Raw genomic sequence first — 6,897 nt, 5'->3', positions numbered from 1 at the left:
GTGCTGCAGTACGCCGGGGACGTCGCGGTGGCCGCCAGGGGGTTGCCCGGGGGTGTGGCGCTTGCCCGGGAGTGTGTCGAGGAGTTGAGGCGGCGGGGCCTTCCAGGGGATGCCGAGCTTGCCGACGAGGTTGAGGGTGTTTCGGGGCTTGCCGGGCTTCCCGTTGATCTGGGGGCGGTGGCCGCGGCGATGGATGACGGGTTCCATGTGCTGGACGTCGAGTGCGGCGATGTCGTCCCGGTGGACGAAGGGGGAGAGGGCGTGCCGATTCCGCCGGGCGTCCTGCCGGAGGGGGAGGACGCCCGGCGCGGGGCGGCGCGGCGGTGGCTGGCGGAACAGGGGTACCGGGCCGTGCCGCGCGGCCTCTAGGAGCCGGGGCGGGCCAGCGGGAAGGGGATCGTCTCGCGGATGCTGCGGCCGGTGAGAGTGATCATGAGGCGGTCGATGCCCATGCCCATGCCGCCGGCGGGCGGCATCGCGTACTCCAGGGCGCGCAGGAAGTCCTCGTCCAGTTCCATGGCCTCGGGGTCGCCGCCGGCGGCGCGCAGGGACTGCTCGGTGAGGCGGCGGCGCTGCAGGACGGGGTCGATCAGCTCGGAATAGGCCGTGCCGAGTTCGAGGCCGAAGATGATCAGGTCCCATTTCTCGGCGAGGCGCGGTTCGGTCCGGTGCGGGCGGGTGAGCGGGGACGTTTCCGCCGGATAGTCGCGTACGAATGTCGGGGCGGTGAGTTTCTCCTCGACCAGCGCCTCGAAGATTCCCTGGACGATTCTGCCCTGCCCCGAACGCGAGTCGAAGTTCAGGCCGAGGCTCGCCGCGAACGACCGGACGGTGGCCGGCGGCGTGTCGGGGGTGATCTCCTCGCCGAGGACCTCGGAGACGGCCCCGTAGACGGTGACCTCCCGCCACGGTTCGGCCAGGTCGTACTCGACGCCGTCGCGGACGACGACGGTGGTGCCGAGGGCGGCGCGGGCGGCGTCCACGACCAGGGAGCGGGTGAGGGCGGCCATCGTGTCGTAGTCGCCGTAGGGCTCGTACGCCTCCAGCATCGTGAACTCGGGGTTGTGCTTCGGCGAGACGCCCTCGTTGCGGAAGTTGCGGTTCAGCTCGAAGACGCGGCCGACGCCGCCGACGAGGAGGCGCTTCAGGTACAGCTCGGGCGCGATCCGCAGGTGGAGCTGCATGTTGTAGGCGTTGATGCGCGTCGTGAACGGCCGGGCCGCGGCGCCGCCGTGCACGGGCTGCAGCATCGGCGTCTCGACCTCCAGGTAGCCGCGGCCGCGCAGGCCGTCGCGGACGGCGGCGATGGCGTCGCCGCGCATCCGGAGCATCCGGCGGGCGTCGTCGTTGACGATGAGGTCGACGTACCGCTGCCGGACGCGGGCCTCCGGGTCCGACAGCCCGGAGCGCTTGTTCGGCAGGGGCCGCAGGCACTTCGCGGCGATCTGCCAGGACGAGGCGAGCACCGACAGCTCGCCGTGCCTGGACGTGACGACCTCGCCCGCCACGCCGACCTGGTCGCCGAGGTCGATCAGCGTCTTCCAGCCGCGCAGGGACTCCTCGCCGAGCGCGTCGGCGGTCAGCATCACCTGGAGGTCGCCGGTCTCGTCCCGCAGGGTGACGAAGATGAGGCGGCCGTGCTCGCGGGCGAGGACGACGCGTCCCGCGATGGCCACGCGGCAGCCCGTGGCGGCGTCGGGGGCGAGGCCGGCGAAGCGCTCCCGGATGCCGGCGGCGACGTCGGTCCGCTCGCAGCCGACCGGGTACGGGTCCAGGCCGGCGGCGCGGATCCGGTCCAGCTTGGCGTGCCTGACCCGCTCCTGCTCCGACAGCCGGCGCCGCGGCGCGCGGGCCGCGGCGGCGGCCGCCTCGATCTTCCGGACCCGGTCGACCAGGTCGCCGGACGGCGTCATGGCCGCGGCCCGCTCCAGCTTCGGGCGGTTCAGGTTGGGCAGGAACCCCTCGGCGCGGGCGTAGGCGAGGCCGAGCCGGACGAGGTGCCGGCTCTGCATGTAGCAGATGTAGCGGGGACGCCAGTCCGGCAGGTACTTCGCGTTCGACAGGTACAGCGATTCGAGCTGCCAGAACTTAGACGCGAACGACAGGAACCGGTAGTAGAGCCGGGCGACCGGCCCGGCGCCGATCTGCGAGCCGCGGGCGAACGCGGAGCGGAGCATCGCGAAGTTCAGCGAGAGCCGCTGCGCGCCGACCGCGGCGGCCTTCTCGGCGAGCTTGGCGACCATGTACTCGTTCAGCCCGTTCTCGGCGAGCCGGTCGCGGCGCATCAGGTCCAGGGACAGGCCGGCGCGCCCCCACGGGACGAAGCTGAGCAGCCCGCGCAGCTCGCCGCGGGCGTCGAACGCCTCGACCATGACGCAGCGGCCGTCGGTGGGGTCGCCGAGCCGGCCGAGCGCCATCGAGAAGCCGCGCTCGGCGTCCTCGCCGCGCCACGCGTCGGCGCTGCGGATCAGCGCGGCCATCTCCCGGGCGGGGATCTCCGAGTGGCGCCGGATCCGCACCCCGTACCCGGCCCGCTCGACACGCCGGACGGCCTGCCGCACCTGCCGCATCTCGCGCCCGTCCAGGGTGAAGCCGGCGAGGTCGATGACGGCCTCGTCGCCGAGCTCCAGCGCGTCGAACCCGTGCCGCCGGTAGACGTGCGCGCCGCGCTCGCCGACGCTGACGGCGCCGGGGATCCAGGCGTGCGCGCGGCACTCCGCCAGCCACGCCTCGATCGCCTGGTCCCACGACTCCGGGTCGCCGAGCGGGTCGCCGCTGGCCAGCGAGACCGACCCCTCGACCCGATAGGCGATGGCCGCCTTGCCGTTCGGCGCGACCATGACGTCCTTGTCACGGCGCAGCGCGAAGTAGCCGAGGGAGTCCTGGTCGCCGTACTCGGCGAGCAGCGACCGCGCCGCGAGCTCCTCCCGCGCGCCGAGGACGGGGTCCTGGCGGCCCGGCCGGAACATCGCCCAGAACGTGATGATCAGCAGTCCGGTGCCGAGGACCCACAGGATCGCGTTGACCCAGAACGGCACGTGGACGTTGATCGGCGTGCCGGTGACCCGCGGCCCGAGGACGGTCTGCGAGATCGCGTAGAGGGGGTGCGTCCAGAAGGCACCGCTGTCGTCCCGGTCGGTGACGGTGACGAGGAGCGTCCCGATCCCGCAGGTCACCACGAGGAGGTTGGTGAAGACCTGGGTGGCCAGGCGGCGGTTCGCGCGGTCGGGCAGCGTGGTGAACTGCCCCCGCGCGGCGACCAGCAGCACGAGGACGGCGAGGTGCGCGGCGGCGGTGATGATCAGCCCGGTGTGCAGCGGCTCGTCCGGCTTCAGGGACGCCGTCGCGACCGCGGTGACGCCCACCGCGGTCGGCAGGCAGAAGACCACGACGAGGATCCGCCAGGCGGCCTTCTTGCGCCGCCGGACGCCCATCGAGAGCAGGATCCAGAGGAGGCCGACGGGCACGCTCGGGAACCAGCCGAGATAGCCGAGCCACCGCAGCGCCCAGATGTCGGCCATCTCGAGGATGAGACCATGGGAGACCCAGGCGAGCAGCGACAGGATCCCGGAGAGACGGGTGTACCAGAAGAAGATCGTGGGCGCGGATCGGACGAGCCGTTCCCATCTGCCCAGCAGACCGCCCCCGCCCCGGGAGTCCCGTCCGGCAGCGGCGCCCCGGCCGGTCCACGGCATGGCCCACGGCGGCACCCGCGGCAGGGCCCGCTCCCGCGTCGCCCGGCCCTTCACGGTCCGGCCTTCCGGTGCGGCGTCTCCCGCGACCGAACCCTTCATCGAGGGTGTGGCGGGGTCGTCAATGGCGGCTGTCACGTCCACCGTGCTTCCATCCGTGCTGGTGAGTCCGGTGGTGGCGAACCTCGGTGTGACGCCGGACGTCGTACGGGTAGGGGGAAGTGGCTTGCAAGCTCGTTCCAAGGTTGTCAGCAAAAGTCGATATGGTCGCGGATATGCCAAGTGAACCCACCGGTGAGCGGTTGCTCGCCCGCCGTTACCGACTGGTGACCCAGGTCGGCCGGGGCGGCATGGGTACGGTCTGGCAGGCGCACGATGAGGTCCTCGGTCGTGACGTCGCGGTGAAGGAGGTCATCCTCCCGCATGGTCTCACCGATGAGGAACGGGCCGTCCACCACAAGCGCACGTTCCGGGAGGCCCGCACCGCCGCGCGGCTCGGGCACCCCGGCGTGGTCACCGTCTACGACGTCGTCGAGGAGGACGGCCGTCCGTGGATCATCATGGAGCTCATCAAGGCGCGCTCCCTCGATCAGGTGATCAAGCAGGACGGCCCGCTGGAGACCCGCCGCGCCGCCGAGATCGGCCGGCAGATGCTCGCCGCGCTGCACGCCGCGCACGACGCGGGCGTCCTGCACCGGGACGTCAAGCCGAGCAACGTGCTGATCACCGGCACCGGGCGGATGGGCGAGCGCGCCGTGCTCACCGACTTCGGGATCGCGACCGCCTCCGGTGACGCCACGCTCACCCAGACCGGCCTGGTCATGGGGTCGCCCGCGTACATCGCGCCGGAACGGGCCCGCGGCCGGACCGCCGGGCCCGCCTCCGACCTGTGGTCGCTCGGCGTCACCCTCTACGCGATGCTGCACGGCAAGTCGCCGTTCGAGCGCTCCGAGCCGATGGCGGCGCTGATCGCGGTGATCTCCGACGAGCCCGACCCGCCGGAGAAGGGCGGCCGGCTCATCCCCGTCATCGAGGGCCTGCTGCGCAAGGACCCCGGCCAGCGGATGGACGCGATCGAGGCCGGTGCCCTCCTGGACGACATCGTCCGGCAGGAGAGCGTCGACACGCAGCGCACCATGGCGGTCGAGTTCCCCTTGGACGAGCCCTCGGGCCGGTCCGCGCCGGAGCCCGCAGACCCCGGATCGCACGGGGCCCGCCCCTACGCGGAGGGCTACGCCGAGCCGTACCCGGAGACCTACGCCCCCGACCAGCCGCTCCCCGAGGAGATGGGCGACCCCGGCGGCGCGACGAGCGTCGACCCGGTCCGCGCGTCCGCCGCCCCGGCCGCGCCCGGCGCCGCGGACGCCCGCCCCGACCAGCTGACCAGCTTCGACATCCCCACCGGCAAGGCGGCCAGGACCGGCACCGCCCGCGACTCCGGGAAAGGCGGCGAGAGCAAGGCCGGCCCCGGGGAGACGGCGCCCGACCCGGACCGCGCCTCGTCCTGGCGCTCCGGCCCGCGGACGGAACCCGCCGGCGCGACGGTCCCCGCCGACCGGTCGCCCGGCCACGGGTCGCCCGGCCACGGGACCGTCCAGCACGGGTCGCTCGGCCACGGGGGGTCCGGCGGAGGGACGGCGACGCACTTCCCGCCGACGACGCACGCGACCCGGCGCCCCGCCCTGGCCTCCAACCGCAACGTGGTGGTCATCGCCGCGGTGGTGCTGCTCGTGATCGTCCTCATCGCGAGCATCGCGCTCGCGCGGAGCGGCGGCGACGAGAAGAAGGACGCGGGCCAGCAGGGGGCGACGGCGCCGGCGACCGGCGCCACCGTGTCCGTCTCCGCCACCTCTTCCGCGCCCAGCGGCACGCCCAGCGCGGGCGTGCCCGCCGGTTTCAAGAAGCACAAGGACCGCAGCGGCTACACCGTGCTCGTCCCGGAGAGGTGGAGCGGGCCCGAGCGCAAGAACGGCGGCGACTTCTTCTACTCGCCCGACCGCGACGTCTACCTCCAGATCGACCAGACCGACGATCCGGGCGACAGCGCGATCGACGACTGGCGGCGGCAGGAGCGCGGCGGCTCCGGCTGGCCCGGCTACAAGCTGATCGGGATCCGGCCGACCGGCGACCAGCCGCCGGTGCCCGACACCGGCGACGGGGACGACTCCGCCGACTGGGAGTTCACCTACGCCGGGCAGGGCGGCCGCGTCCGCGTCCTGAACCGCGGCTTCGTGACCGAGGGCCACGGCTACGCCATCCTGCTCCGCGCCCCCGACAAGGAGTGGGACAAGGTGTTCGCAGAGCTCCAGCCGGTCTACCGGCACTTCGAGCCCGCGGACGACTGATGGAAGGCCGCCTCCTCGCCGGCCGGTACCGGCTCGAATCCGTGGTCGGGCGCGGCGGGATGGGCACCGTGTGGCGCGCGCGCGACGAGACCCTCGACCGGGACGTCGCGGTGAAGGAGGTCGTGCTGCCCGCAGGGCTGGGCGACGACGAGCGCGAGAACCGGCACCGCCGGACGCTGCGCGAGGCCCGCGCCTCGGCCCGGCTGAACCATCCGGGCGTCGTGACCGTACACGATGTCGTGGACGAGGACGACCGTCCGTGGATCGTCATGGAGCTGGTACGGGCCCGTTCGCTCCAGGACCTCGTGGACGGGGACGGGCCGCTGCCGCCCGGCCGGGCCGCGGCCATCGGGCGGCAGATCGCGGGGGCGCTGCGCGCCGCGCACGCGATCGGCATCCTGCACCGGGACGTGAAGCCCGCCAACGTGCTGGTCGCCGAGGACGACCGGGCGGTCCTCACCGACTTCGGCATCGCGCAGATGGCGGGGGACGCCACGCTCACCGGCACCGGGCTCCTCATCGGGTCGCCCGCGTACATGGCGCCGGAGCGGGTGAACGGCGCCCCGGCGGTCCCCGCGTCCGACCTATGGGCGCTCGGCGCCACCCTGTACGCCGCGACCGAGGGGAAGGCCCCGCACCATCGCGGCGACGCGATGGCCGTGCTCGCGGCCATCCTCACGCAGGATGTCCCGCCGCCGCGGAACGCGGGCCCGCTCACGCCGGTGCTCACCGCCCTGCTGGAACGCGACCCGGACCGGCGGCTCACCGGCGACCGGGCGGAGGAGGCCCTCAAGGCGGTCGCCGCCGGGCAGGCACCGGGTCTCACCGCCGAACCGACCGCGTCCGGCGCCCCGCCCGCC

Annotated in this window: 5 protein-coding genes; 3 read left to right on the top strand and 2 right to left on the bottom strand. The window is 73.6% G+C overall.

The genetic code is table 11. The features are described from left to right. The coding region (locus E1266_RS39050; protein WP_207946089.1) for a hypothetical protein at positions 1 to 207 on the bottom strand (207 nt) is incomplete at its 3' end. On the opposite strand from E1266_RS39050, the gene E1266_RS34235 reads away from it, so the two are divergent. Then, complete coding sequence (locus E1266_RS34235) at positions 190 to 369, top strand: hypothetical protein (RefSeq protein ID WP_132054251.1); 180 nt, start codon at positions 190 to 192, stop codon at positions 367 to 369. The two genes, E1266_RS39050 and E1266_RS34235, sit on opposite strands and share 18 nt — an antisense overlap. On the opposite strand, the gene lysX is transcribed toward E1266_RS34235, so the two are convergent. Next, positions 366 to 3,836 (bottom strand): bifunctional lysylphosphatidylglycerol synthetase/lysine--tRNA ligase LysX, encoded by a 3,471-nt coding sequence (lysX, locus tag E1266_RS34230; protein ID WP_243719250.1) that lies wholly within the window; start codon positions 3,834 to 3,836, stop codon positions 366 to 368. The genes E1266_RS34235 and lysX overlap by 4 nt on opposite strands. A gap of 131 nt (positions 3,837 to 3,967) precedes the next feature. Between lysX and E1266_RS39725 the strand changes: the two genes are divergently transcribed. Further along, entirely contained in the window at positions 3,968 to 6,037 is a 2,070-nt protein-coding gene (locus tag E1266_RS39725; protein ID WP_243719248.1) for a serine/threonine-protein kinase, read from the top strand. After that, on the top strand, positions 6,037 to 6,897 hold an 861-nt coding region (locus tag E1266_RS34220), incomplete at its 3' end, for a serine/threonine-protein kinase (protein ID WP_132054249.1). The genes E1266_RS39725 and E1266_RS34220, both read left to right, overlap by 1 nt.

The organism is Actinomadura sp. 7K534, assembly GCF_004348575.1.
In the GTDB taxonomy this organism is placed as follows: Bacteria; Actinomycetota; Actinomycetes; order Streptosporangiales; family Streptosporangiaceae; genus Spirillospora; species Spirillospora livida.
This window is presented reverse-complemented; position numbering and strand designations above follow the sequence as displayed.